General features: G+C 67.7%; 23 protein-coding genes and 2 tRNA genes. 9 read left to right on the top strand and 16 right to left on the bottom strand.

The features are described 5' to 3' along the window. Positions 1 to 134 precede the first annotated feature (134 nt). Positions 135 to 2,213, top strand: a complete 2,079-nt coding sequence (ppk1, locus tag HUJ28_13775; GenBank protein ID MBD3620535.1) for a polyphosphate kinase 1 — start codon at positions 135 to 137, stop codon at positions 2,211 to 2,213. Here the strand turns inward: ppk1 and ppx are convergent. The 4 genes from ppx to phoB form a co-directional block, all read right to left on the bottom strand. Beyond that, positions 2,206 to 3,705 (bottom strand): exopolyphosphatase, encoded by a 1,500-nt coding sequence (gene ppx / locus HUJ28_13770; GenBank protein MBD3620534.1) that lies wholly within the window; start codon positions 3,703 to 3,705, stop codon positions 2,206 to 2,208. The two genes, ppk1 and ppx, sit on opposite strands and share 8 nt — an antisense overlap. 159 nt (positions 3,706 to 3,864) lie before the next feature. Continuing rightward, the gene (gene pstS / locus HUJ28_13765) at positions 3,865 to 4,839 is read right to left on the bottom strand and encodes a phosphate ABC transporter substrate-binding protein PstS family protein (GenBank protein ID MBD3620533.1); all 975 of its coding nucleotides are present in this window, start codon (positions 4,837 to 4,839) and stop codon (positions 3,865 to 3,867) included. A gap of 118 nt (positions 4,840 to 4,957) precedes the next feature. Continuing rightward, the gene (phoR, locus tag HUJ28_13760) at positions 4,958 to 6,283 is read right to left on the bottom strand and encodes a phosphate regulon sensor histidine kinase PhoR (protein ID MBD3620532.1); all 1,326 of its coding nucleotides are present in this window, start codon (positions 6,281 to 6,283) and stop codon (positions 4,958 to 4,960) included. A 15-nt stretch (positions 6,284 to 6,298) separates the two neighbouring features. Further along, the gene (phoB, locus tag HUJ28_13755) at positions 6,299 to 6,991 is read right to left on the bottom strand and encodes a phosphate regulon transcriptional regulator PhoB (GenBank protein MBD3620531.1); all 693 of its coding nucleotides are present in this window, start codon (positions 6,989 to 6,991) and stop codon (positions 6,299 to 6,301) included. A 286-nt stretch (positions 6,992 to 7,277) separates the two neighbouring features. Here phoB and egtC point away from each other — a divergent pair, with 286 nt between their 5' ends. The 4 genes from egtC to HUJ28_13735 all read left to right on the top strand — a co-directional run bounded on the left by egtC (position 7,278) and on the right by HUJ28_13735 (position 11,526). Next, on the top strand, positions 7,278 to 8,060 hold the full coding sequence (gene egtC, locus HUJ28_13750) for an ergothioneine biosynthesis protein EgtC (protein ID MBD3620530.1): 783 nt from the start codon (positions 7,278 to 7,280) through the stop codon (positions 8,058 to 8,060). Next, complete coding sequence (gene egtB, locus HUJ28_13745; protein MBD3620529.1) at positions 8,057 to 9,211, top strand: ergothioneine biosynthesis protein EgtB; 1,155 nt, start codon at positions 8,057 to 8,059, stop codon at positions 9,209 to 9,211. Before egtC ends, egtB begins: the two co-directional genes overlap by 4 nt. Before the next feature lie 120 nt (positions 9,212 to 9,331). Further along, positions 9,332 to 10,693 carry a sodium:alanine symporter family protein gene (locus tag HUJ28_13740; GenBank protein MBD3620528.1) on the top strand — a complete coding sequence of 454 codons (1,362 nt, stop codon included), beginning with the start codon at positions 9,332 to 9,334 and terminating at the stop codon, positions 10,691 to 10,693. Continuing rightward, on the top strand, positions 10,693 to 11,526 hold the full coding sequence (locus HUJ28_13735; GenBank protein MBD3620527.1) for a carboxylating nicotinate-nucleotide diphosphorylase: 834 nt from the start codon (positions 10,693 to 10,695) through the stop codon (positions 11,524 to 11,526). The genes HUJ28_13740 and HUJ28_13735 overlap by 1 nt, the downstream gene beginning before the upstream one ends. Here the strand turns inward: HUJ28_13735 and HUJ28_13730 are convergent, their stop codons facing one another. Genes HUJ28_13730 through HUJ28_13720 form a run of 3 tightly spaced genes read right to left on the bottom strand, consistent with a single transcriptional unit; the run spans position 11,527 to position 13,631 of the window. Then, positions 11,527 to 12,258, bottom strand: a complete 732-nt coding sequence (locus HUJ28_13730) for an FAD-dependent oxidoreductase (GenBank protein ID MBD3620526.1) — start codon at positions 12,256 to 12,258, stop codon at positions 11,527 to 11,529. It lies immediately after the preceding gene. A 7-nt stretch (positions 12,259 to 12,265) separates the two neighbouring features. Then, complete coding sequence (gene mazG / locus HUJ28_13725; protein MBD3620525.1) at positions 12,266 to 13,057, bottom strand: nucleoside triphosphate pyrophosphohydrolase; 792 nt, start codon at positions 13,055 to 13,057, stop codon at positions 12,266 to 12,268. 4 nt (positions 13,058 to 13,061) lie between these two features. After that, positions 13,062 to 13,631, bottom strand: a complete 570-nt coding sequence (locus HUJ28_13720) for a hypothetical protein (GenBank protein ID MBD3620524.1) — start codon at positions 13,629 to 13,631, stop codon at positions 13,062 to 13,064. 236 nt (positions 13,632 to 13,867) lie between these two features. Between HUJ28_13720 and HUJ28_13715 the strand changes: the two genes are divergently transcribed. Together HUJ28_13715 and HUJ28_13710 are read left to right on the top strand one after the other, a co-directional pair. Next, positions 13,868 to 14,323 carry a ligand-binding protein SH3 gene (locus HUJ28_13715; GenBank protein ID MBD3620523.1) on the top strand — a complete coding sequence of 152 codons (456 nt, stop codon included), beginning with the start codon at positions 13,868 to 13,870 and terminating at the stop codon, positions 14,321 to 14,323. A 199-nt stretch (positions 14,324 to 14,522) separates the two neighbouring features. Continuing rightward, a complete protein-coding gene (locus HUJ28_13710; GenBank protein ID MBD3620522.1) occupies positions 14,523 to 15,707 on the top strand; it encodes a methyl-accepting chemotaxis protein in 1,185 nt (394 codons plus the stop codon). Positions 15,708 to 15,767: 60 nt separating this feature from the next. Here HUJ28_13710 and HUJ28_13705 read toward each other — a convergent pair. The 9 genes from HUJ28_13705 to HUJ28_13665 all read right to left on the bottom strand — a co-directional run bounded on the left by HUJ28_13705 (position 15,768) and on the right by HUJ28_13665 (position 23,053). Beyond that, positions 15,768 to 15,844, bottom strand: a tRNA-Met gene (locus HUJ28_13705). A gap of 50 nt (positions 15,845 to 15,894) precedes the next feature. Then, the gene (gene ychF / locus HUJ28_13700) at positions 15,895 to 16,986 is read right to left on the bottom strand and encodes a redox-regulated ATPase YchF (protein ID MBD3620521.1); all 1,092 of its coding nucleotides are present in this window, start codon (positions 16,984 to 16,986) and stop codon (positions 15,895 to 15,897) included. Positions 16,987 to 17,016: 30 nt separating this feature from the next. After that, positions 17,017 to 17,598 (bottom strand): aminoacyl-tRNA hydrolase, encoded by a 582-nt coding sequence (gene pth, locus HUJ28_13695; protein ID MBD3620520.1) that lies wholly within the window; start codon positions 17,596 to 17,598, stop codon positions 17,017 to 17,019. A 15-nt stretch (positions 17,599 to 17,613) separates the two neighbouring features. Then, complete coding sequence (locus HUJ28_13690; GenBank protein MBD3620519.1) at positions 17,614 to 18,258, bottom strand: 50S ribosomal protein L25/general stress protein Ctc; 645 nt, start codon at positions 18,256 to 18,258, stop codon at positions 17,614 to 17,616. Positions 18,259 to 18,351: 93 nt separating this feature from the next. After that, entirely contained in the window at positions 18,352 to 19,290 is a 939-nt protein-coding gene (locus HUJ28_13685) for a ribose-phosphate diphosphokinase (GenBank protein ID MBD3620518.1), read from the bottom strand. Between the two features lie 517 nt (positions 19,291 to 19,807). Continuing rightward, positions 19,808 to 19,882: transfer RNA gene (locus HUJ28_13680), tRNA-Gln, on the bottom strand. 11 nt (positions 19,883 to 19,893) lie between these two features. After that, positions 19,894 to 20,754, bottom strand: a complete 861-nt coding sequence (ispE, locus tag HUJ28_13675) for a 4-(cytidine 5'-diphospho)-2-C-methyl-D-erythritol kinase (GenBank protein ID MBD3620517.1) — start codon at positions 20,752 to 20,754, stop codon at positions 19,894 to 19,896. 17 nt (positions 20,755 to 20,771) lie between these two features. After that, a complete protein-coding gene (gene lolB, locus HUJ28_13670; GenBank protein MBD3620516.1) occupies positions 20,772 to 21,362 on the bottom strand; it encodes an outer membrane lipoprotein LolB in 591 nt (196 codons plus the stop codon). Continuing rightward, positions 21,359 to 23,053: a tetratricopeptide repeat protein gene (locus HUJ28_13665; GenBank protein MBD3620515.1), complete on the bottom strand. Its 1,695-nt coding sequence runs from the start codon at positions 23,051 to 23,053 to the stop codon at positions 21,359 to 21,361. Before HUJ28_13665 ends, lolB begins: the two co-directional genes overlap by 4 nt. Before the next feature lie 221 nt (positions 23,054 to 23,274). Between HUJ28_13665 and HUJ28_13660 the strand changes: the two genes are divergently transcribed. Beyond that, a complete protein-coding gene (locus HUJ28_13660) occupies positions 23,275 to 24,546 on the top strand; it encodes a glutamyl-tRNA reductase (protein ID MBD3620514.1) in 1,272 nt (423 codons plus the stop codon). Beyond that, a complete protein-coding gene (gene prfA, locus HUJ28_13655) occupies positions 24,543 to 25,628 on the top strand; it encodes a peptide chain release factor 1 (GenBank protein MBD3620513.1) in 1,086 nt (361 codons plus the stop codon). Before HUJ28_13660 ends, prfA begins: the two co-directional genes overlap by 4 nt. Positions 25,629 to 25,651 lie beyond the last annotated feature (23 nt).

Genomic DNA, 25,651 nt, shown 5'->3' with positions numbered 1-25,651 from the left:
CCCGGAAGACGAGGCACGGCCGGATATTTTCCGGCCGAAACGGGTCACAAGCATTCTATTCGCCACGAATTTGCGGAAGAATGGACAACACAGCCCCCCGACAAGAAGAACCCGTCCGGCAGACAGGCAGACCCATGACCGACACGCCCGATCTCAACAATCCCGCGCTCTACCTCAACCGCGAGCTGAGCCTGCTGGCCTTCAACCGGCGCGTGCTGGAACTGGCCCAGGACGACAACCAGCCGCTGCTCGAGCGCCTGCGCTTCCTGTGTATCTCCAGCACCAACCTGGACGAGTTCTACGAGGTGCGCGTGGCCGGCCTCAAGCAGCAGGAGACCCTGGGCCTCAACACCCCGGGGCCCGACGGCATGACCACCCGCGAACAGCTGCAGGCCATCGAGACCGAGGCCCATGCCCTGGTGGACGACCAGTACCGGGTGCTCAACGAGACCCTGATCCCGGCGCTGGCGAAGGAAGGGGTGCACTTCATCCGCCGCACGCACTGGAAGGAGGCCCAGGCCCGCTGGGTACGCAACTACTTCCGCCGCGAGCTGCTGCCGCTGCTCACGCCGGTGGGGCTGGACCCGGCCCACCCCTTTCCGCGCATCCTCAACAAGAGCCTCAACTTCATCGTCACCCTGGACGGCAAGGACGCCTTCGGCCGCGACAGCCGCATGGCCGTGGTGCAGGCGCCCCGTGCCCTGCCACGCGTGATCCAGATGCCCAGCGAGATCGCCGGCGTACCCTACGGCTTCGTCTTCCTCTCCTCCATCCTGCATGCCCACGTGGACGAGCTGTTTCCCGGCATGCGTGTCAACGGCTGCTACCAGTTCCGCGTCACGCGCAACAGCGACCTGTTCGTGGAGGAAGAGGAGATCGACGACCTGCTGCGCGCGCTGGAGGGCGAGCTGCCGCAACGCAACTACGGTGACGCGGTACGCCTGGAGGTGGCCGACAACTGCACGCCCCAGGCCGCCAACTACCTGCTGCGCCAGTTTCGCCTGGAGGAAGGCGACCTGTTCCAGGTGAACGGGCTGGTGAACCTCAACCGCCTGATGGCCGTGCACAGCCTGGTGGACCGCCCCGACCTCAAGTACGGCGGCTTCGCCCCGGGCATGCCCGACTGCCACAGCCCGGGCTGCAACCTGTTCAAGGTCATGCGCCAGCGCGACGTGCTGGTGCACCACCCCTACGAATCCTTCCAGCCGGTGCTGGAGTTCATCCGCCAGGCCGCCACCGACCCGGACGTGCTGGCCATCAAGCAGACGCTCTACCGCACCGGCGAGGACTCCGACCTGGTGAAGGCCCTGGTGGCCGCGGCCAAGGCCGGCAAGGAGGTGACGGTGGTGGTGGAACTGCGCGCCCGCTTCGACGAGGCGGCCAACATCGAGCTGGCCACGCGCCTGCAGGACGCCGGCGCGCACATCGTCTACGGCGTGGTGGGCTACAAGACCCACGCCAAGATGGCCCTGGTGGTGCGGCGCGAGAAGGGGCGTCTCAAGCGCTACGTGCACGTGGGCACCGGCAACTACCATGCCGGTACCGCCCGCGCCTATACCGATCTCGGCCTGTTCACCACCGACCGCTTCATCTGCGAGGACGTGCACCGCGTGTTCCAGCAGCTCACCGGCCTGGGCAAGGCGACGAAGCTCAAGAAGCTGCTGCAGGCCCCCTTCACCCTGCACGAGGCGATGCTGGCGAAGATCAACCGCGAGGCCGAGCATGCCCGCGCCGGACAGCCGGCCCGCATCATGGCACGCATGAACTCGCTGATCGAGTCGCAGGTGATCCGCGCGCTGTACGCGGCCTCGCAGGCCGGCGTGAAGATCGACCTCATCGTGCGCGGGGTGTGCAGCCTGCGGCCGGGGGTACCCGGGGTGTCGGACAACATCCAGGTGCGCTCGGTGATGGGGCGCTTCCTCGAACACTCGCGCGTGTTCCATTTCCACAACGCCGGCGAGTCCGAGGTCTACATCTCCAGCGCCGACTGGATGCCGCGCAACTTCTTCCGCCGGGTGGAGATCGCCACGCCGGTGGACGATCCGCTGCTGCGCGCGCGGGTGATCGACGAGACCCTGGAACGCTACCTGACGGACAACACCCAGGCCTGGGTGCTGCAGAAGGACGGCAGCTATCGCCGCGTGAAACCGGGGACCCGCCCGCGCAGCGTGCAGGAGAGCCTGCTCGCCGAGCGCGCCACCCTGCTCAGCTGAACGCCAGGCGGAAGTCGAGGCCGCGTTCCAGCACCTCGGCCTCGTTGGCCAGGTCCGCCCGCGTCAGCGGCTGACGATCGAGTTCGCCCTCGGCAAAGCGCAGCAACAGCCCGTCCGGCCGTGGCTCCAGCGCCTCCGGCAGCACGGCCTGGTCGTCGCGGCTGCGATTGAACAGCACGGCCAGGCGCAGCAGTACCGTCAGGCGCAGCAAGGCCACGCGCCGCGCCTTGCGAAACTCCCCCAGCACGCTCTTGTTGGCCTTGCGCCGGTGCAGCCGCACCAGCGCCGCCAGCGCCTCCTGGCTGCGGCGCGAGAAGCCCGGCAGGTCGGCATGCTCCAGCAGATAGGCCCCGTGCTTGTGGTACTGGGTGTGGGCGATGGACAGGCCCAGCTCGTGCAGGCCGGCCGCCCAGCCCAGCAGGTCGCGGGCCTCGGCATCGAGCTGCCAGCCGGCCTGCGCCTGGTCGAACAGGGCCAGGGCCGTGCGTCGCACCCGGCCGGCATGTTCCGCGTCCACGTCGAAACGGCGCTGCAGCCGGTCGACCGTGTGGTCGCGCACGTCCTGGTGACGTATACGGCCGATGAGATCGTAGATCGCCCCCTCGCGCAGGGCCCCGTCCGAGACCTCCATCTGCTTGATGCCCAGCCCCTCGAAGACCCCGGCAAGCACCGCCGCCCCGCCGACGAACACCGGCGCGCGGTCACCGGAGAGTCCGGGCACGCTCAGGAGATCGATACGGCCCTGCTTCACCAGCAGGTCGCGTAACGTGGCAAGCCCCCTGGGGCTGATGCCGTGGCGCGTCCAGCCGTTCTCGCGCAGGACCTTCTCCACCGCGAGGATGGTGCCCGAGGCACCGATGGCCTCGCCCCAGTTGAGTCCCCGGTAGCGACGACGGATGGGCTGGATCTCCAGCATGGCGGCGGTGATGGCGGCCTCCCAGCGCTCACGTGTGATCAGGCCATCCGCGAAGAACTGCTGGGTCATGCTCACGCAGCCCATGTGCAGGCTCTCGCGCTCGATGGGCTCGAAGCCCTCGCCGACGATGAGCTCGGTACTGCCACCACCGATGTCCACCACCAGGCGGCGGCCATCGCCGCTGGCCAGGGAGTGGGCCACACCGATGTAGATGAGTCGCGCCTCTTCACGGCCGGCGATGATCTCGATGGGATGACCCAGGGCCTCCTCGGCCAGGGGCAGGAACTTGTCGGCATTGCGTGCCAGGCGCAGGGTGTTGGTGCCCACCGCCCGCACGCAGGAGCGCGGCAGGCTGCGCACACGCTGGCCGAAACGCTCGAGACAGGCCAGGGCGCGATCCATGGCCTCCTCGGTGAGACGGCCCTTGTGATCCAGCCCGCCACCCAGGCGCACCATCTCCTTCAGGCGATCGACCACGTGCACATGGCCGTTGTCCACGCGCGCCACGATCATGTGAAAGCTGTTGGAACCCAGGTCGACGGCGGCAACGGTTTCAGGGCTGGCGGAGTCGGTCATACGTTTGTGATCGGCGTTGAGAGTGCCCCAAGTATTCGGGCAGGCGTGGCGATGTGCAAGCCGCGTTGCCATCCGGGCAAAAAAAGCCCCGCACGAGGCGGGGCAGTAGAGGTCCTGTCATCACCCGGTGGGCCCGGGCTGGCCTGTTCTGGGTATGGCTTACTTGAGCTTGGCCAGTTCCTGCTCGACGACCTTGGCCGGCAGCGGGAAGTAACCGTCCTTCACCACCACTTCCTGACCCTGCTGCGACAGCACCTGCTTGAAGAACTCGCGCTCCAGCGGGGGCAGCGGCTTGTTCGGGTGCTTGTTTACGTAGACGTAGAGGAAGCGGGCCAGCGGGTAGCTGCCGTTGACGGCGTTCTCGGCGGTGGCTTCGACATAGGCGTCGCCGTCACGCTTGGCCAGCGGCACGGCCTTCACGCCGGTGGTCACGTAGCCGATACCGGAGTAGCCGATGGCGTTCAGCGAGGTGGACACGGACTGCACCACCGAGGCGGAACCCGGCTGCTCGTTCACGTTGGCCTTGAAGTCGCCCTTGCACAGCGCCTTGCTCTTGAAGTAGCCGTAGGTACCGGACACGGAGTTGCGGCCGTAGAGCTGGATGTCCTGGTTGGCGAGCTGACCGGTGACGCCGAGCTGGCCCCACTTGGTCACGTCGGCCGGGGCGCCGCACTTGCGGGTGCTGGAGAACACGGCGTCCACGTCGGCGATGCTCATGCCCTTGATGGGGTTGTCCTTGTGGGCGAACACGGCCAGGGCGTCGATGGCGACGCGGATCTGGGTGGGCTTGTAGCCGTACTTCTCTTCGAAGGCCTGGATTTCCTTGTCCTTCATCGCGCGGCTCATCGGGCCGACGTTGGAGGTACCTTCGGTCAGTGCCGGCGGCGCGGTGGAGGAACCGGCGGCCTGGATCTGGATGTTCACGTTCGGGTAGGCGCGCTTGAAGTCCTCGGCCCACAGGGTCATCAGGTTGGCGAGGGTATCCGATCCCACGCTGGAGAGGTTGCCCGACACGCCGCTGGTCTTGGTGTAGGCCGGGATGGCCGGGTCAACTTTCTGCGCCAGGGCCGGGCCGGCAGCGACAAACGCGGCGGCCATGGTACCGGCGGCGATCAGGTGCTTGAGCGATTTCATCTAAAGAACTCCTCGCTGGATTGAGTTACAGCGGATCAGCAGGTTTGAGATCCTGAGGCGAAGCATAGTCCGGGTTTGTGACGCTTTCGTGACGCAGGGGTGACGACCGCGTGAAGCCTCAGGGGGCATGGCGGGCCGCGCCCTGGGCCTCGCCGGCCGGGCGCAGCACGATGCGTTCGGCCGGAAAGTCGGCGATGAAGCTGCTGCCCTCGCCAGGCGTACTCTCGATGCGCAGGCTGGCGTCATGGCGGCGTAACACGTGCTTGACGATGGCCAGGCCCAGGCCGGTACCGCCGCTGGCGCGCGAGCGGGCCGTGTCGACGCGGTAAAACCGTTCGGTGAGCCGCGGGATGTGCTGGGGTTCGATGCCGATGCCGGTGTCCTCAACGGCATAGTGGGCCCCGTCCTCGTCGCGATACCAGCGGATGCGGATACGCCCGCCGGGCGGCGTGTAGCGCACGGCATTGGACACCAGGTTGGAGAACGCGCTGTGCAGCTCGGCGGGGCCACCGCGCAGCCACAGCGCGGCGTCCATCGTGAGCTGGATGTCGTGGTGCTTGTCGCCGGACAGGATGCGCGCCTCCTCCTCGATGCTGGCAAGCAGTGCCGGCACCGGCACCTCTGCATCCTCGCGGCCATTGGTGTCTCGGGTCTCCAGCCGCGAGAGCATGAGCAGGTCCTCGACGATGCGCCGCATGCGCTCGGCCTGGGACTGCATCTGCTTGAGGGAGGCGGTCACCTGCCCCGGGTCGGTGTCCTGTCCGTCGGTCAGGGCCTCGAGATAGCCGGTGATGACGGTGAGCGGGGTGCGCAGCTCGTGGGAGACGTTGCCGACGAAGTCACGGCGCATCTGCTCCAGGCGCGCGATGCGCGTCACGTCGCGGGCCGAGAGCAGGCGCTGGTTCTTGCCATAGGGCACCACGCGGATGCTGAGCTGCAGGGACTCGTCCATCGGCGAGGGGATCTCCAGGGCCTCGCTGTAGTCACCGCGGGCGAGGAAATCGACAAAGGCCGGGTGGCGTATGAAGTTGCCGATGCGCCGGCCGACGTCCTGACCGCTGCGCAGCCCGAGCAGGCGCTTGGCGGCATCGTTGAACCACTCGATCTCCCCGTTCTCGCCGAGGATGACAGTGGCGTCCGGCAGGGCGGAACTCGACTCGTAGAACCGGTTGAGGACCTTGGCGAGCTTCTTCTTGCGGCGCCGGTCGCGCTGGTACTGACGGTAGATGTCGTAGACCACCTCGCCGGCGATGCCCTCGAGATCCGGCGGCGACTTCATGCGTCCGTTGCGCAGCCAGTCCAGCAGGCGCAGCTGCTGGCGATACTGCCAGGCCAGCACCACGCCCAGGCCGACGGCCAGGGACCAGCCCAGCTGCCCGACGGCCAGGCCGAACAGGACGGCCAGCAGCAGGATGCCGGCCAGACGCCAGAACTCGGTGGTGATGCCTACCTTCAAACGTCAGGCCTCGGCGGAGAAGCGGTAGCCGGCACCGCGCACCGTCTGCACGAAACGGTCGTAGCCGAATTTGCCCAGCACCTTGCGCAGGCGCAGGATGTGCACGTCCACGGTACGCTCCTCGACATAGGCATTGCGGCCCCAGACGCAGTCCAGCAACTGGCTGCGGCTGTACACCCGCTCCGGATGGGTCATGAAGAAGTGCAGCAGGCGGAACTCGGTGGGTCCCATCTCCAGGCTCTGGCTGTCCACCGAGACGCGATGCGAACCCGGGTCCAGGGTGAGCCGCTCGACCACCAGCGGCTGATCCTCGGGTTCGGGCTGGGCACGGCGCAGCACGGCCTTGATGCGGGCCACCAGCTCGCGGGGCGAAAACGGCTTGGTCACGTAGTCGTCGGCCCCGGCCTCCAGCCCGCCGATGCGATCGTCTTCCTCGCCGCGGGCGGTGAGCATGATGATGGGCACCTCGCGTGTGTAGTCGTCGCGCTTCATGCGCCGGGCGAGATCGATGCCGCTCATGCCGGGCAGCATCCAGTCCAGCAGCACGAGATCGGGCAGCCCCTCTTCGAGACGCTCCTGCGCCTGCCGGGCATCCTCTGCCTCGACCAGCTCGAAACCCGCGCGACTGAGCGCGAAGCCCACCATGTCGCGTATCGCCTGCTCGTCCTCGACGAGGAGTATCTTCTTGCCGCTCATGATTGCATCCTCTTTCTGGATGCCAGTATTACAACGCGTCCATGTTACAGCGGCATGACACCGGCAACCAGCGCCGAATCAACCACTTGCCGGCGGGATGACAGGGAGGTGAATGCTGCACGACGCAGGACGGGATGGCGCAGACGCTGCGACGTCCCCGATCAGCGGTCTCCCCCGGTCGCCAGGCAGGCGCATGCGGCGAAGGTCTGCGAGGTGCGATCCGCGTACAGACAGGCTAACATGCCCACATGACCACGAAGCCGCAGGCCGCGCCGAGGGAATCGCCATGTGCCGCATAGCCGCCTACCTGGGACCGGAGATCCCGCTTGCGCGTTTTCTCCTGGAACCCGAACACAGCCTGGTGGTGCAATCCTGGGCCCCGCGCGAGCTGAAATACGCCAGGCTCAATGCCGACGGTTTCGGCTTCGCCTGGTACGGCCCGGACGACCGGCCGGCCACCTATGTGAACAGCCTGCCGATCTGGTCGGACGCAAACCTCGCCGCCCTGGGCCGCAGCCTGACCGGCGACCTGTGGGTGGCCAGCGTGCGCTCGGCCACCTCGGGCTTTGCCGCCGGCCCGGCCAACACCCAGCCCTTCTGCGACGAGGACGTGGTCTTCACCCACAACGGCTATCTGGCGAACTTTCACGTCGCCACGCGCCCGGCGCTCTGCGACTTCCTGCCCCCCCCCATCCTCGCCGCCATCCAGGGCAACACGGACTCGGAATACCTGTTCGCCCTGATCCGCCACCTGCTGGCCGAGGACGACGAGCTGGCGCTGGAGTCCGCCATCGGCGAGGCCTTCGCCCTGCTCGAGGACTGGGCCGGTGACGAGGTGGCCCTGCTGAATCTCGTGATGAGCGACGGCGAACGCATCTACGCCTGCCGTCACGCCATCAATCACGACTCACCCTCGCTGTACTACACCACCGACGACGAGGGCTTCCCGGACGGCGCCCAACTCATCGCCTCCGAGGCGCTGACCACTACCGGACTATGGCAGCCGGTGCCGGACCACCACATCCTCATCCTCGACCCGGAAGCACCGCCCGAACTGCTCGCCCTATGACCTCGCTCGGCACCCTCGTTCGCCTGCGTGCCGTGCACCGGCGCCTGCAGTCCCTCATCGAGCCGCTGGACGACGAGGCCTATCGCCGCCAGTTCCATCCGGACCTGAGCCCGCTGGGCTGGCATCTCGGGCATTGTGCCTTCGTCGAAAACTACTGGCTGCACGAACGCATCCAGGGTGACGACCGGCGTACCGCCGCCCTGCACGACTACTACATCCCCTGGCTCAGCCCCAAAGCCGAGCGCGGCGGCAGGCTGCCGTCCAAGGAGCGGCTGCTGGCCCAGGTGGCGCAGGACAGCGACGAGAACCTGCTGCTGCTCAGCGGTACGGGCGGCACGCTGCGGCACGACCCGCTGCTGGAAAACGAGTACATCGAACACTTTCTCATCCAGCACCACGGCATGCACGTGGAGACCATGCTGATGGTCCTGACCCAACGCGCCATCACCCGGCACCGCGGCGACTACCTCGCCGGCCGCCGGCTGCCGGCCCGGGCACCGGTCTCGGCCCTGCGTCATCTCTCGGCCGGGGAATACGGCGTGGGCGGCGAGGCCCCGGCCGCCTTCGACAACGAGCTGCCGGCCGGCCGCGTGCGCATGGCGGCCTTCCGCATCGCCCGCGAACCGGTGAGCAATGCCGAGTACCTCGCCTTCATCGAGGCCGGCGGCTACGACGACCCCGCCCACTGGAGCGAGGCCGGCTGGCAGTGGCGCGAGGCCAACGGCATCACCCGCCCCGACCACTGGCGCCAGGACGCCCGCGGCTGGTGGTACGGCATCGGCGTGGACGGCCCGCAGGACCTCGCCCCCGCGGCGCCGGTGATGGGCCTGAGCCACTACGAGGCCAGCGCCTACGCCGCCTGGGCCGGCGCACGCCTGCCCCACGAACACGAATGGGAGATCGCCTGCCGCCTCAACCTGCTGGAGGGCACCGGGCACGTATGGGAGTGGTGCGCCAATACCTTCTACCCCTACGAGGGCTACAGACCCTTCCCCTACGACGAATACTCACGGCGCTGGTTCGACGGCCGGCATTACAGCCTGCGCGGCGGCAGCCTCTACACCCGTCGCGACCTGCGCCGGGCGACGTTCCGCAATTTCCACGAGGCGGACAAGCGGCACGTCTTTGCGGGGCTGCGCCTGGCCTTCTGAGGTCGGCCATCACTTGATCCGGCGCGCGCCTCCCGGGCATGCTTTGCGGCAGAAACGCGCGGGCCGGTGCGGGAATCCGGCCGCGACACCAACAATAACAATCACCAGGAGTCAGGGACCATGGAAACGCTCGCCAAGTGGCTGGACCTCGTCAGCGGCATCATCTGGGGACCGTGGGTGCTGCTGTGGCTGCTCACGGCGGTCGGCCTCTACCTCACCATCGGCCTGAGGTTCTCGCCCTGGCTGCGCATCGGGCAGGGCTTCCGGCTGCTCTGGCAGGGACGTCGCGGCGACCACGACGAGGGGGACATCACGCCCTTCCAGGCCCTGATGACGGCGCTGTCGGCCACCATCGGCCCCGGCAACATCGCCGGCGTGGCCACCGCCCTCTACCTCGGCGGCCCGGGGGCGGTGTTCTGGATGTGGATCATCGCCCTGGTGGGCATGGCCACCAAGTATTCCGAAGCGGTACTGGCAGTGAAGTACCGCGAGACCGACGCGCGCGGCATGCACGTCGGCGGGCCCATGTACTACATCAAGAACGGCATGGGCGCACGCTGGAAGTGGCTGGGCATGCTGTTCGCCGTCTTCGGCATGCTCGCCGCCTTCGGCATCGGCAACACCATCCAGTCCAACTCGGTGGCCCTGGCACTCAAGTCCTCGCTGGACGTCCCGCTCTGGGCCACCGGCCTGGCGCTGGCGCTGGCCGCCGGCACGGTGATCATCGGCGGCATCCGCCGCATCGGCGAGGTGGCCTCGGCCCTGGTGCCCTTCATGGCCCTGGTCTATGTGGGCGGTTCGCTCATCATCATCCTGCTCCACATCGGCGGGGTGCCCGACGCGCTCGGCATGATCGTGAGCGACGCCTTCACCGGCACGGCGGCCACCGGCGGCTTCGCCGGGGCCGGCGTGGCGGCAGCCATCCAGTTCGGCATGGCGCGGGGGCTGTTCTCCAACGAGGCGGGCCTGGGCAGCGCACCCATCGCCCACGCGGCCGCACGCACCAGAGACCCGATCCGCCAGGGCAGCATCGCCATGCTCGGCACCTTCATCGACACCATCGTGATCTGCACCATGACCGCGCTGGTGATCATCCTCACCGGCGCCTGGAGCAGCGGCGAGACCAGCTCGGCCCTCTCCGCCCTGGCCTTCGACACGGGCCTGCCGGGCTTCGGCAGCTGGGTGGTCACCTTCGGCCTGGTGATCTTCGCCTTCACCACCATCCTCGGCTGGAGCTACTACGGCGAGCGCTGCGCCGAGTTCCTGTTCGGCGTGAAGGTGATCTGGCCCTACCGGGTGCTGTGGATCATCGCCCTGCCGGCCGGCGCGCTGGTAGCCGGCGGCAACGAGGGTGTGAAGCTGCTGTGGCTCACCGCCGACATCATGAACGGCCTGATGGCGCTGCCCAACCTCATCGCCCTGCTGGTGCTGAGCCCGGTGGTCTTCGCCCTCACCCGCGACTACCTGCAGAAGAACCGCTGATGAGCGAACGCCCCCGCGATATTGCCGAGACCGTCGCCCGCGCCCTCGCCGAGGACGTGGGCAGCGGCGACGGGACGGCCGCACTCATCCCGGCCGGGACCATCGCCCAGGCCCACGTCATCACCCGCGAGCCGGCGGTGATCTGCGGCCAGCCCTGGTTCAACGAGACCTTCGCCCAGCTGGCCGAGGACGTACAGGTGGAATGGCAGGTGCGCGAGTGCGAGGCGGTGGCCGCCGACACGCGCCTGTGCACCCTCTCCGGGCCTGCCCGTGCCATCCTCACCGGCGAGCGCACCGCGCTCAACTTCCTGCAGACCCTCTCGGCCACTGCCACCCGCACCCGCGAGCTGGTGGAGATCGTGGCCGGCACGCAGGCGCAGATCCTGGACACGCGCAAGACCATCCCCGGCCTGCGCCAGGCGCAGAAGTACGCCGTGAACTGCGGTGGCGGGCGCAATCACCGCTTCGGCCTCTACGACGCCATCCTCATCAAGGAAAACCACATCATGGCAGCAGGCTCCATCACGGCCGCCATCGCGGCGGCGCGCGCCCTCCACCCCGCGCTCACGCTGGAGGTGGAGACGGAGAACCTGGCAGAGTTCGACGAGGCCCTGGCCGCCGGCCCGGACATCATCATGCTCGACGACTATACGCTCGAGGACATGCGCGAGGCGGTACGTCGCTGCCAGGGGAAGGTGAAGCTCGAGGCCTCGGGCGGCGTGACGAAGGACCGCCTGCGCGCGATTGCCGAGACCGGGGTGGACTACATCTCGGTGGGGGCGATCACCAAGGACGTGAAGGCCATCGACCTGTCGATGCGCTTCACGGTCTGATCACCACCACTTCTCGAAGACCTGCGCGTCGGCAGGCACGCCGCGCTGCGTGAGCAGGGCATGCATGTCCTCGATGAACTCGCGCGCCCCGCAGAAGTAGTAACGGGCATCGACCGCTGCACCCAGGCGCTCGAGCAGGGCGGCGTCGATGCGCCCGCGCTCGCCGGTCCAGGCGCCGTCTTCGCCGGTGAGGGTGGGCACGTAGCGGAAGCCCGGCAGACGCGCCGCGGTGGCCGCCAGCTCGTCGGCGAACAGCCGGTCCGCCGGCGTGGCCACGCTGTGCACCAGCAGCACCTCGATACCGGGTGCGGCCTCTGCCGCGTGGCGGAAGATGCTCACCAGCGGCGTCACGCCAATGCCGGCGCCGAGCAGCACCAGACGCTGGCTCATGCCGGCCTCGAAGCAGAAGTCCCCCTGCCCCACCGATACCAGCACCTCGTCACCCACACGCGCCACCTCGTGCAGCCAGCGGGTCACCGCATGGCGCGGCGAGTACTGCACCGCGAGTTCGAAGCGCGGGGCCAGGGACGGGGTCGAGGTCATGGAATAGCCACCGACCTGCACGCGGCCGTCGACCTCGGCGAAGAGGTCGATCCACTGCCCGGCGCGAAACCCGAAGGGCTGGTCGCCGCAGTCGAGCTGGAAGGTCTTCACCCGGGGGGAGGCCTGGTGGATGTCGACGATGCGCGCAGGATAGTGCGGCACGCCACCGGCGTGATCGTGCTGGGACATCGGGCGGCTAATCCTTCTGCGCCTTCACGGCGTCCCAGTGTGACTCGAGCTCGTCCAGGCTGCAGTCTTCCGGGCGCCGCCCCTCGGCGGCCACCCGCGCCTCGATACCGCGAAAGCGCGCCTCGAACTTGGCGTTGGCATCCCGCAGGGCCATCTCGGGATCGACAGCGAGATGCCGGGCGAGGTTGGTGACGGCGAACAGCAGGTCGCCCACCTCCTCGTGCAGACGGGCGTGGTTGTCGGCCACCCCCACCTCGGCACGCACCTCCTCGATCTCCTCGTGGATCTTGTCGATGACGGGCTCCAGCGCCCCCCAGTCGAAGCCGACCCGTGCCGCGCGCTTTTGCAGCTTCTCCGCCCGCATCAGTGCCGGCAGGGCGCGGGCCACGCCATCCAGCACGCTGGGCGGTGCCCCGTCAGTCTTGGCCGCACGCTCCTCGGCCTTCTGCGCCTCCCAGGCAGCATGCTGCTCGGCCTCGTCGGCAAAGGCGGTATCGGCAAAGACGTGCGGGTGACGGCGCACCAGCTTGTCGGCGATGGCCTCGGCCACGGCGTGAAAGTCGAAGCGGCCTTCCTCTTCCGCCATGCGGGCGTGGAAGACCACCTGCAGCAGCAGGTCGCCCAGCTCTTCGCGCAGGTCGGCGAAGTCGCCGCGCTCGATGGCATCGGCGACCTCGTAGGCCTCCTCGATGGTGTAGGGTGCGATGCTGGCGTAGGTCTGACGGAGGTCCCACGGACAGCCACGCTGCGGGTCCCGCAGCGTGGCCATGATGTCCAGCAGGCGCTCGAGCTCCCCCATCCGCTCAGAACATCAGGCGAATGCCGATGTGGCCGGAGTCATCCAGCTCGTAATCGCGCCCGCTGTTCTCGATCTCGGTCTCGAGCTGACGGTAGCCGATGAAGGCCGCGGTGCCCGGGGTGATCTCCACCTCGAAGTTGAGGTTGAAGTCGGTGAAGTTCTCGCCGTCGCCACCGGTGGTGATGCTCGGCGCATAGTAGAGCTCGGCCACCAGGGCCATGGGCATGTTGGCGGGGATGTGGTACTTCACCTCGCCGCCGATGCCCAGTGCCTGCACATCGAGGTCCGGGCGGTCGAGGCTGGCCGCATAGGCCTTCACGCCCACACCGAAGCTGAAGGGGCGTGCACCGGCCGGCGAGCCCGTGGCCTTCACGCCGAGACTGCCCATGACGTCGTCATCGTCGTTGAAGAAGGCGCCGATGGAGAAGTCCGCACCGCCATAGCCGATGGCATCGGAGCCGAAATAGTAGTTCGCCTGGGCCGTCTCGGAACCCAGCGCGAAATCCAGACCGGCCGCATTGGCCGCGCCCGACGCCCCTGCCAGCAGGGCCCCAAGTACGAGATGACGTCGCATCGGAAAACTCCTCAAGGATCTTGATTGAAAAACCGGGCGAAGGCACCCCGCCCGCATCACGCCAGAGAGTGTAACACGCCTATCTTGTGGTGAATCACACAAGTGACCACTACCTCTGGGGCTTGTTCCGCTATCACACGGATTCCCCCACAGCCTACGGGGCAATAGTTGACTATTTTACTCAGGTATATATATTAGTAATCGCTGATAAACGCACACCAGACAGGAGGTGCACCATGAGCAGCAACCTGATTGCCAACTTCCCCCACGACGGCGTGGTCACCATCAACCGCGTGATCCTCAAGCCGGAATACACGGTGGACGACCTGCAGGAGCGCGTCGCCACCCTGTGCGAGAACGTGAAGACCTTCCATTCGGAGACGGGCTTCATCGGCGGCTTCGTCGCGCTGAACAGCGGCAACGTCTCCAACGAGGGCTCGACCATCGGCCAGGCGGTGGAAAGCCCGATGAAGGGCAAGGAGGCGCTCATCATCACCTTCTGGCGCAGCTTCGAGGAGCACGAGGCCTCGCACCGCAGCGAGACCTTCCAGCCGCTGTTCCAGGAGGTGCTCGACCTCTGCGAGAACGGCAACGAGGAGATCGCCTACGAGATGCTGTGGTCCGGCAAGGCCTACGACCCCGAGGCGGCCCGTGCCGCCCAGGCGGCCAAGGCGCAATACCAGGCTGCCTGAGGCCCGGGCGCCTGTCCGTCTCCTGCATTTGCAGGCCCTATCGACCGCCCCGGGCCCGGGGCGGTTTTTTTTGGCAGGACTTCCATCCCCCCGTACCCGGGAATCAAGATATTGCGTAAGATGCCGATACAAAAAACAGAAAGCCAATATCAGGGCCCGGCAGGGAAGGTTGGGGCCACCGGAGGAGATTGAAGCGCTTATGTTCCGCAAGCCCAGCATACTCAGAAACCTGCTCTTCGCCTTTCTCGGCTTCGGCTTGGCGATGGGCGTGGTCTTTCCCTTCTACGCCGCCCTGTTCGTCGAGTGGAAGCCGGGCATGTATCCCATGTTCGTCGCCGGCTGTCTCGCGGCAGGACTCATCATCGGCGTGGTCAACTACCTGATCCTCAAGCTGGTGCTGCTGCGCCGGCTGCGGCGTATCGCCGAGGTCTCCAATGCCATCAGCAACAACGACCTCTCGCACGACTGCACCATGGAGAGCCACGACCTCATCGGCGAGATCATCGGCAGCTTCAACCGCATGGCGGAAAACCTGCGCGGCATGATCCGCCTGATCGGCGAGAATACCGACACGCTCAACGGCTCGGCACGCCGGCTGGTGGAGATGACGGACCGCACCGGTGCGAGCCTGGAGAAGCAGCAGCAGGAGACCACCCTGGTCGCAACCGCCATGAACCAGATGGTCTCCACCGTGCAGGAGGTGGCGCGCAACACCCAGCAGGCCTCAGAGACGGCCTCCGCGGCGGCAGGCGAGGCACAGACCGGGGCCTTCACCGCCACCGAGGCCATCACCGCCATCGGCTCGCTCAACCAGGCCATCCGCAAGGCGGTGGACGTGATCGACAAGGTGCGGGCGGAAAACGAGAACATCCGTTCCGTGCTGGACGTGATCGGCGGCATTACCGAACAGACCAACCTGCTGGCACTGAACGCCGCCATCGAGGCGGCGCGGGCGGGCGAACAGGGCCGCGGCTTTGCCGTGGTGGCCGACGAGGTGCGCACCCTGGCGCGCCGCACCCAGGACTCCACGCTGGAGATCCAGGACATGATCGAGCGGCTCAACACCCAGGTGAAGGCGGCAGTGGACGTGATGAGCGCGGCCAGCGCGCAGGCCTCCGACAGCGAGACCAAGGTCGAGGAGGCCGCCATGTCGCTGGGCGAGATCGCCGGCTCGATCAAGACCATCAACGACATGAGCCTGCAGATCGCCAGCGCCGTGGAACAGCAGAGTGCGGTGGCCGAGGAGATCAACCGCAACGTGAACAGCATCAGCAGCGCGGCCGACGAGAGCGTCGCCACCGTGCGCGAGGCGCAGTCGGCCAGTAGCGAACTCACCGGCGTGGCCGACCAGCTGCGGGAACTGATGCGCCGCTTCCGTCTGTAGCCCGCGGAGAACGACGCAAACGAAAAAGGCCTGCTCGATGAGCAGGCCTTTTTGCGTATATGGTGGCTACGCCCTGATTCGAACAGGGGACCCCATCATTATGAGTGATGTGCTCTAACCAGCTGAGCTACGTAGCCGAAAGGCCGGAGATTTTCCCCTCTGGGGACCGGCCTGTCAAGAACTGCACCTAGACGTTGAAGCGGAAGTGCACCACGTCGCCTTCCTGCATGACGTACTCCTTGCCCTCCAGGCGCCACTTGCCGGCATCCTTCGCGCCCTGTTCACCACCGTTCGCCACGAAGTCGTCGTAGGCGATGACCTCGGCGCGGATGAAGCCCTTCTCGAAGTCGGTGTGGATGCGCCCGGCGCCCTGCGGGGCGGTGGCACCCTTGCGCACGGTCCAGGCACGCACCTCCTTCTTGCCGGCGGTGAAGAAGGTCTGCAGGTCGAGCAGGGCGTAGCCCGCACGGATCACGCGGTTGAGCCCCGGCTCGTCCAGGCCCATCTCGGCCAGGAACTCGCCCTTCTCGGCGTCGTCGAGCTCGGCGATCTCGGCCTCGATGGCGGCGCACACCGGCACCACCTCGGCGCCTTCCCGCTGCGCATACTCACGTACCACATCCAGGTGCGGGTTGTTCTCGAAGCCGTCCTCGGCGACGTTGGCGATGAACATCATCGGCTTGATGGTGATCAGGTGCAGTTCGCGCAGCTTCGGGCGCTCCTCGTCCGTACAGGCGAAGGTGCGGGCCGCATGGCCTTCGCCCAGATGCGCGGCCAGGCGCTCGAGCAGGGCCTTGTGCGCCATCGCGTCCTTGTTGCCGGACTTGGCGTTCTTGCCCACGCGCAGCACCGCCCGCTCGGCGGCCTCCAGGTCGGCCAGCACCAGCTCGGTGTTGATGATCTCGATGTCGGACAGCGGGTCGACCTTGCCGGCGACGTGGATCACGTCGTCGTTCTCGAAGCAGCGCACCACCTGGGCGATGGCATCGGTCTCGCGGATGTGGCCGAGGAACTGGTTGCCCAGCCCCTCACCCTTGGACGCGCCCGCCACCAGCCCGGCGATGTCGACGAACTCCATGGTGGTGGGCAGGATGCGCTCGGGCTTGACGATCTCGGCCAGCCTGTCGAGCCGCGGGTCCGGCACCGGCACGATGCCGACGTTCGGCTCGATGGTGCAGAACGGGTAGTTCTCGGCCTGGATACCGGCCTTGGTGAGTGCGTTGAAGAGCGTGGACTTGCCAACGTTCGGCAACCCGACGATACCGCATTTGAATCCCATGGATGCTACCTGCCTGGTAATGCGCGCCGATCAGGCGCGTGCGTGCAACTGGTTCATCGCCTTCTGGATCTCGCCGCCGACGATGCGATCGGCCAGATCGGCCGCGGCGTCGATGTCCTGCCGGATGAGCGTATCCTCTTCGCGCCCGGGGCGTCCGAGCACGTAGTTGACCACCTGCTCCTTGCTGCCCGGGTGACCGACGCCGATACGCAGGCGCCAGAAATCCTTGCCGAGCTGGGCCATGATGTCGCGCAGCCCGTTGTGCCCGCCGTGTCCCCCGCCGCGCTTCAGGCGCGTGGTGCCCGGCGGCAGGTCGATCTCGTCGTGTGCGACCAGCACCTCACCGATATCGATCTTGTAGAAGGTCGTCATCAGCTTGAGCGACTGGCCGCTGCGGTTCATGTAGGTCTGCGGCTTCAGCAGCCAGACCTCCTGGCCGCCGAGGTGCAGCCGGCAGACCTCGCCGGCGAACTTGCCCTCGCGGCGGAACTGGCCGCCGTGGCGCCGTGCCAGCTCGTCCACAAACCAAAACCCGGCATTATGCCGGGTCTGGTCGTACTCGGGGCCGGGATTACCCAGCCCCGCGATGAGGCGTATGGCCTGTTCTGCCATGAGGCCTGGGGGCGATTATTCGCCGCCTTCCTCGGCAGCGGCCTCTTCGCCTTCCTCGGTCTCGGCAGCAGCCGCGCCGCCGTGACCCTTGTGGCAGGCCACCACGGCATTGTCGTGCTCGTCGCCGTGCAGCAGCTCGACGATCTCCACGCCCTTGCCCAGTTTCAGGTTGGACAGGTGAATGGTGTCGCCCACGTTCAGACCGGCCACGTCCACCTCGATGAACTCCGGCAGGTCCTTCGGCAGACACTGCACTTCGACCTCGGTCATGAGGTGGTTCAGCACGCCGCCGCCCTGCTTCACGCCGACGCAGGTGTCTTCGTTGATGAAGTGCACCGGCACCAGCACGCGGATCTTGTCGGTGGCCGACACGCGCTGGAAGTCCATGTGGGTGACGTAGGGCTTGGAGGGGTGGCGCTGCATGTCACGCAGGATCGCCTGTTCTTCCGTGCCACCGATCTTCAGCGTGAGGATGTGCGAATAGAACGCTTCATTCTCCAGCTGGCGAATCACCTCGTTGTGATTCAGGCTGATGGTGGCCGGTTCCTTGCCGGCGCCATAGATGATGGCCGGGACCATGCCGGCGCGACGCAGGCGGCGGCTCGCACCCTTGCCCTGCTCGTCACGCTTCTCGGCGTTCAATACGAAATCAGTCATGATGACTCTCCAATACACAGTAAAGATGAAACCGCCCGAAGGCGGCACCCCCTCCCGCGACCAGGAGGGGCGTTAAGCCGGGCTGAAACCAGCCCGTCAATCCATGAAGAGGGTGCTTACCGACTCTTCACGGTTGATTCGGCGAATCGTCTCGGCCAGCAGACCGGCCACCGACAGCTGGCGGATCTTCTCGCAGGCCGCCGCCTCGGGACGCAGCGGGATGGTGTCCGTCACCACCAGCGCGTCGAGCTTCGAGTTCGTGATGTTGTCCACCGCCGGGCCCGAGAGCACCGGGTGGGTGGCATAGGCGATCACGCGTTCGGCGCCATGTTCCTTCAGCGCCTTGGCCGCCGTGCACAGCGTGCCGGCGGTATCGACCAGGTCATCGATGATGATGCAGGTCTTGTCCTCGACGTCGCCGATGATGTGCATCACCTGCGCGACGTTGGCACGCGGACGGCGCTTGTCGATGATCGCCAGCTCCGCGTCGTCCAGGCGCTTGGCCAGGGCCCGGGCGCGCACCACGCCGCCCACGTCCGGCGAGACCACGAGCAGGTTCGGGTACTTCTGGCGCCAGATGTCGCCCAGCAGCACCGGCGAGCCGTAGATGTTGTCCACCGGCAGGTCGAAGAAGCCCTGCACCTGGTCGGCGTGCACGTCCACCGTCAGCACGCGGTCCACGCCCACGCTCTCGAGCATGTTGGCGACCACCTTGGCCGAGATCGGCACGCGCGCCGAGCGCACGCGGCGGTCCTGGCGGGCGTAGCCGAAATACGGGATCACCGCGGTGATGCGCGAGGCCGAGGCGCGGCGCAGCGCATCGACCATCACCATCAGTTCCATCAGGTTGTCGTTCGTCGGGTTGCAGGTGGACTGCAGCACGAACACGTCCTTGCCGCGCACGTTCTCCAGGATCTCCACCTGGATCTCGCCGTCGCTGAACTTGCCGACGGTCGCCTTGCCGAGCGGCATGTTCAGGTGCTCGACCACGGCCTGCGCGAGCTGGGGATTCGCGTTCCCCGTGAAAATCATCATCCTGCTGGTGCTATCGGACACGACAATCTGGCCTTTAGGGCGTCGGTTATCGGTGCCGCCGCAGCTGCGACGACGCGGTGAATCTCACATTCTGTGGCCCGGCAACGGGGACGGTGCTCCGCCGTTCCGGCTCGCGGCGCTCGCCGGTCGAACCCTGAGGTTCTCATCCTGGCGGCCCGGCCGTTTGTGTCGCTGCGCGACGGTTCGTTTGGCTGGGCCGCCAGGATTACTCGGCCTGCGGCCTCGCCCTTCGGGCCGGCGTCGCTTGCGCTCCGCCGTTCCGGCTCGCGGCGCTCGCCGGTCGAACCTTGAGGTTCTCATCCCGGCGGCCCGGCCGTTTGTGTCGCTGCGCGACGGTTCGTTTGGCTGGGCCGCCAGGATTACTCGGCCTGCGGCCTCGCCCTTCGGGCCGGCGTCGCTTGCGCTCCGCCGTTCCGGCTCGCGGCGCTCGCCGGTCGAACCTTGAGGTTCTCATCCCGGCGGCCCGGCCGTTTGTGTCGCTGCGCGACGGTTCGTTTGGCTGGGCCGCCAGGATTCGAACCTGGGAATGACGGGATCAAAACCCGTTGCCTTACCGCTTGGCGACGGCCCAATAAAGTCTTTTCATTGAGGAGGTTGGCCGCGATCGGCGGCGCGCGCCCGCGCCAGCGCGTCGAGCAGCGGTGAGCGGTTCATGCCGCGGGCGACGAAGCCCTGCCAGGTGGCCGGCAACTCGGCCAGGGCGGCCTCGGCCGGCGCGCGCTCCTCGAAGGCGACGAACACGCAGCTGCCTGTCCCTGTCAGGCGCGCCTCACCATACTGGCCAAGCCAGTCGAGCACCTCCCCCACTTCCGGAAAACGGCGGCGAACCACCGGCTCGCAGACGTTGCTTCCCCTGCCCGAAAGAAAGTCGGGTATTGTGATTGGCGGGCAGTCGCGTGTCAATTCCGGGGCCCCGAAAACCGCGGCCGTGGGCACTTCCAGGGGGGGCTTGACCACCAGGTACCAGGGCTCGGCCGGCGCCACCGGCGTGAGGGCCTCGCCCACCCCCTCGGCCCAGGCGGCGAAGCCGTGCACGAACACGGGCACGTCGGCCCCCAGCGCCAGACCGATCGCGGCCAGTCGCTCGGTGGAAAGCCCCAGGCCCCAGAGGTGGTTGAGCGCCACCAGCACGGTGGCCGCATCGGAGCTGCCGCCCCCCAGCCCCCCGCCCATGGGCAGGCGCTTGGTGATGGCGATGTCGGCGCCACGCCCGCAGCCGGTCTCGGCCTGCAGGCGCTGCGCGGCCCGCACCAGGAGGTCATCGGCCTCGGCGACGTGGGGCACGTCGCCATGGCGGCGAATGGCGCCGTCTTCGCGGATCGCGAATTGCAGGTCGTCGCCGTGGTCGAGGAACTGGAATACCGTCTGCAGCAGGTGGTAGCCATCGGCGCGCCGGCCGGTCACGTGCAGGAAGAGATTGAGCTTGGCGGGGGCCGGCCACACCGGCCCGAAGGCCGGCCTCACGGCGCCCCCTGCCGCCAGTCGGACACGACCAGGCGCACGCTCACGCCCTCCTGCGCCAGATCCATCCGGGTGGGCAGGGCCAGGGGGTGGGCGCTGGCGTAGGCCCCGTAGTCCAGCTGCCAGCCGGCCTGCACCAGGCGTAGCGGGCGCCCCTGGTCATCCAGTTGCAGGGCCTCGACCGGCCCTGTCGCCGGGACACCACGCAGCCAGTGACGCATGCCGGTGAGCGGGAGATGCCAGCCGAATTCGGCATCCATCAGGGCCTCGGGGGTGGCGGCCTCGCGCTGCCAGCCCTCGGCTGAGCGCAGGGACGCGCCGGTGGCGTCGCCCTCGATCTGCGCCAGCGTGCGGCCGAAGGGATCAAAGATCCGGATGCGATAGGCCTCGCCGCTCTGGCGCCAGCGCAGGTGGGCATTCCAGCCCTCCCCGTTGAGCTGCACGGCCACACGCCCGTTGAGCGTCCAGGCCTCCATGGCGCCGAGCGCCTGCTGGCGGGCCTGCCAGTCATCGCGTTCGGGCCCGGCGGGAGGCACCGCGGCGCAGCCGCCCAGCAGGGCGAGCAGCAGGGTCAGTACCAGCGCTCTCACAGACCGAGTCGCTCCTGCAGCTCACGCAGGGGCTCGCTGTCCGGATGTGCCCGGCGGCTGCGCTCGAACAGCTCCCGGGCCTCGTCCCGCTCGCCCCGCACCCACAGCACCTCGATCAGATGGGCGCTGACCTCAGGATCGGGCATACGCTCATGGGCCTGGCGCAGGTAGCGTTCGGCCGCCTCGAGATTGCCCAGGCGATACTGCACCCAGCCCATGCTGTCGATCACCGCCGGGTCGTCCGGGCGCTGTTCCAGGGCGCGGGTGATGTAGCCCAGCGCCTCCTCGTGGCGGTCGGTGCGATCGGCCAGGGTGTAACCCAGGGCGTTGAGGGCGGTGGCATTCTCCGGGTCCTGCGCCAGGATGGCGCGCAGGTCGGACTCCAGTAGGTCGAGGCGGTCGACCTTCTCGGCCATCAGGGCCCGCGCATAGAGCAGGTCGGGGTTGCCCGGAAATTCGGTCAGCGCCTCGCTATAGAGGACAACGGCATCCGCGTAGGCCCGGGTATCGGCAAGGACCTGCCCCTCGACCAGGTAGATGCGAATCAGCGAGACCTCGTCCGGGAAGCGCTCACGCAGCCCATCCAGGTGTTCGCGGGCCTTGTCCGGGTGCCCCAGACGCGCGAACAGCACGGCGATGCGCGTCTGCGCCTCGAAGTGGTGCTCGCCGTCGGTCACCTTGAGGTACCAGGCGATGCCCTGCTTGTACTCCTCGCGCTGCTCGGCGATGCGCCCCAGATAATAATGCGACTGGTTGACGTGACGCCCGGACTGCAGGGCGCGCCTGAGGTAGCCCTCGGCGACATCGTAACGCTTGGCCTCGATGTTCAGCAGACCGATGGTGAACAGCAGGTCGCCGTCGCCGGGTCGCGCCTCGGCCACCTGCTCGAACTGCCTGAGCGCCTCGTCGTAGCGCTGCTGGTCCAGCAGCATGCGGGCATAGTTGAGGCGCAGCTCGTGATGCCGGGGCATCTCCTCGAGCATGGCCTCGACGCTGGCCAGTGCCTCGTCCACCCGTCCCATCCCCAGCAGGGCACGGGCACGCACGATACGGGCCTCGATGAGATCGGGATTGAGCTCCAGTGCCTGCCCCGCCGCGCGGTAGGCGGTGTCGAAGTCCTCCGCCGAGAGGGCGAGCACGGCCAGGCCGTGATGCGCCGTGGCGACATCCGGATGGCGCTCCACCAGAAGCCCCATGGCACGGGCCGCCAGCTCCGGCTGCCCCTCGCGCGCCAGCAGCTGGGCGACCACGGCAAAGCCCTCCTCCACGCTGTCGCCGGCCAGCGAGAGCACCGACTCCAGATAGGGTACGGCGGCATCGGCATCGCCCGCGCGGATCGTGAGCATGGCCGCGAACTGCTGCGCCTCCATGTCCTGCGGCGCGAGTTCGGCCCAGCGACGGGCGGCGCGCTGCGCGACGTCGTACTGCCCGGCGAAGACGCCGACATGGGTGGCACGCTCGGCGATGCGCGGATCGTCACTCTGCTCGGCCGCCTCGGTGTAATAGGCCACGGCGGCATCGTAGTCGCCGCGCTGCCCGGCCACTTCGCCGACCAGGATCCGGTACATCAGCTCGCTGCGCGCATCCGCCGCGCCAGGACCGCTGACGGGCGCCTCGGTGGTCGGCTGCACACCGGCACAGCCGGCGAGGGACAGGGCGAAGACAAAGAAGAGCGGTAGACGTCTGGACATGCGGGACGAGATTCCTTGATCCGTGGGCGGTGATGCGCACCGGGCGAGACCACCGGGAGAGCCTTGATGGACACTATACTAACCCAAGCCGCCATCGCGCCACACACGGACGACCGGGCCTGCTGTACGCCTGGGCACGGCCGGTTCGACAACAGCGCGCGGCTTGTATTCCCCCTGTCGATCACTCAAAATTTCCCGTTTGCGTTCCCTCCCGGACATCCATGTCGCTGATAACCGTCGGGATCAACCACAAGACCGCGCCCGTGGACATCCGCGAACGGGTGGTGTTCGCGCCGGATCGGCTGGATCAGGCGTTAAGGGACATCCGCGCCCTGACGGGGGTGCGGGAGGCCGCCATCCTCTCCACCTGCAACCGCACCGAGCTCTACTGCGCGCTGGAGGATGACGAGCAGCAGGCCGAGGTCATCGACTGGCTGGGCCGCTACCACCACCTCAACGTGGCCGAACTCGAGCCCTACCTCTATCTGCACGAGGACGAGACGGCCGTGCGCCACATGCTGCGCGTGGCCTGCGGGCTGGATTCGCTGGTGCTGGGCGAGCCGCAGATCCTGGGTCAGCTCAAGGGCGCCTTCCAGCAGGCGGCCGAGAACGGCGCGGTCGGCCGCCATCTCAACCGCCTGTTCCAGCACGCCTTCGCCGTGGCCAAGCAGGTGCGCACCGACACCGCCATCGGCGCGAGCCCGGTGTCCGTGGCCTTCGCGGCCGTGAGCCTGGCCAGGCGCATCTTCGGCGACCTCGGCGGCTACACCGCGCTCATGATCGGCGCCGGCGAGACCATCGAGCTGGCCGCCCAGCACCTGGCCGCCAACGGCATCGGCCGCATGCTGGTGGCCAACCGCAGCGTGGAGCGCGCCCGCCACCTCGCCGAGCAGCACGGCGGCGAGGGCTTCGCCCTGCCGCAGATCGGCGAGCGCCTGCACGAGGCCGACATCGTCATCTCCTCCACCGCGGCCCCCCTGCCCATCCTCGGCAAGGGCGCCGCCGAGCGCGCCCTGAAGAAACGCCGGCACCGTCCCATGTTCATGGTCGATATCGCCGTGCCGCGCGACATCGAACCCGAAGTGGCCGACCTCGACGACGTCTATCTCTATACCGTGGACGACCTCGAGGAGGTCATCCAGGAGAACATGGAGTCGCGCCAGCAGGCGGCGGCCCAGGCCGAGGAGATCGTCGATCTGCGGGTCGAGGACTTCATGGGCTGGCTGCGGGCCCAGGGCGCCATCGGCACCCTCGTCGCCTACCGCGAACGTGCCGAGGCGGCCCGCCACGAGGTGCACGAGAAGGCCGAACGCCTGCTCGCCCAGGGCCGTGACCCGCAGGAGGTGCTGGAGTACGTCACCCGCACCCTCACCAACAAGCTCACGCATGACGCCACCAGCGCGCTGAACCAGGCCGCGCACGAGGGCGACACCGAACTGCTGCAGGCCGCCATCCGGCTGCTCAACCTCAACGAGATGTCCATCAAGAAGTGAAGGATTCGATCCACAGAAAACTCGAGGGCCTCGCCGAGCGCCACGAGGAACTCGCCGGCCTGCTGGCCGACCCCGAGGTCATCGGCAGACAGGACCAGTTCCGCAAGCTGTCCGTGGAATACAGCCAGCTCGAGGAAGTGGTGCGCACCTTTGCGCGCTGGCAACAGACCCAGGACGACATCGCCTCGGCGCGCGAGATGCTGGCCGACAGCGACGCCGAGATGCGCGCCATGGCCGAGGACGAACTGGCCGCCGCCGAACAGCAGGCACAGGCGCTCGAGCTCGCACTGCAGAAGCTGCTGCTGCCGAAGGACCCGCACGACAACGCCAACGTCTTCCTGGAGATCCGCGCCGGCACCGGCGGCGACGAGGCGGCGATCTTCGCCGGCGACCTGTTCCGCATGTACTCGCGCTATGCCGAGCGCAACGGCTGGCAGATCGAGGTGCTGTCGGAGAGCGAGGGCGAGCACGGCGGCTACAAGGAGATCATCGCCCGCGTGATCGGCCAGGGCGTGTACTCCCGGCTCAAGTTCGAGTCCGGCGCTCATCGTGTGCAGCGCGTGCCCGAGACCGAGTCCCAGGGGCGCATCCACACCTCCGCCGCCACCGTGGCGGTGATGCCGGAGGCGGCGGAGGTGGAGGCCGAGGCGATCAACCCGGCCGACCTGCGCGTCGACACCTACCGGGCCTCGGGCGCCGGCGGCCAGCACGTCAACAAGACCGATTCGGCCATCCGCCTCACCCACCTGCCCACCGGCATCGTGGTCGAGTGCCAGGACGAACGCTCGCAGCACAAGAACCGCGCCCGCGCCATGTCGCTGCTGGCGGCCAAGCTGCTGGACATGAAGCGCAGCAAACAGGAGGCCGAACAGGCCGCCACCCGCCGCAGCCTGGTCGGCTCCGGCGACCGCTCCGAACGCATCCGCACCTATAATTTCCCGCAGGGCCGCATCACCGACCACCGCATCAACCTCACCCTGTACAAGCTCGACGAGGTGCTGGCCGGCGACCTGGAACAGGTGATCGACCCGCTGGTGAACGAATACCAGGCCGACCAGCTCGCGGCACTGGGCAACGACTGATCCGCGCGGGGGCCTCCCCGACA

This window comes from Chromatiales bacterium (assembly GCA_014762505.1).
GTDB lineage: Bacteria > Pseudomonadota > Gammaproteobacteria > SpSt-1174 > SpSt-1174 > SpSt-1174.
The sequence above is the reverse complement of the archived record's forward strand: the minus strand, read 5'-3'. Positions and strand labels throughout refer to the sequence as shown.